The sequence below is a fragment of the Arthrobacter sp. Y3221157 genome, assembly GCF_059089865.1.
In genome coordinates, this window is the sequence record NZ_JBNHFD010000226.1 from 1 (window position 1) to 456 (window position 456).

At 62.9% G+C, this 456-nt stretch carries 1 protein-coding gene; it reads right to left on the reverse strand.

The features are described 5' to 3' along the window. The coding region (locus tag AC5RTT_RS20770; protein ID WP_494146738.1) for an NADPH-dependent FMN reductase at positions 1-456 on the reverse strand (456 nt) is incomplete at both ends.

Sequence of the window (456 nt, forward strand, 5' to 3'; positions counted from 1 at the left end):
CAGGTTCGCGGCGTATTCGTCGGCGGCGTTCTGGACGACCTCGTCGAGGTGGTCCATCTGGCCGGTGACGAAGTAGAACCCGCGTCCTGGTACGGTCGCGCCGAGTTCAACGAGCAGTGGTGCCAGGTTGACCGTGGGGCCCATGGAGTGGGTCTGGTCGGCGCCGGTCATGACCGGGATGGCTGTCACTCCTGCCAGTGCGTTGGCGGGGTAGCGATCAAGGAAGGCCTTCAGAAGCCCGGTGTAGGTTGCCTTGTAGGTGGGTGAGGCGAAAACCGCCACATCACTGGCAGCGACACTGGCGTTCAGCGCAGCCATTTTCTCGCTGGGCCACGCGAAGATCTCCTCGACGTGTTCTGCGAGGTCAATGACCTCCACCTCGTAGGAGCCGGCCTCGAGCAATTTCTCAACGAGGGTCTGGGCTACCTTCAGGGTGCGGGACTGCGGCTTGGGATT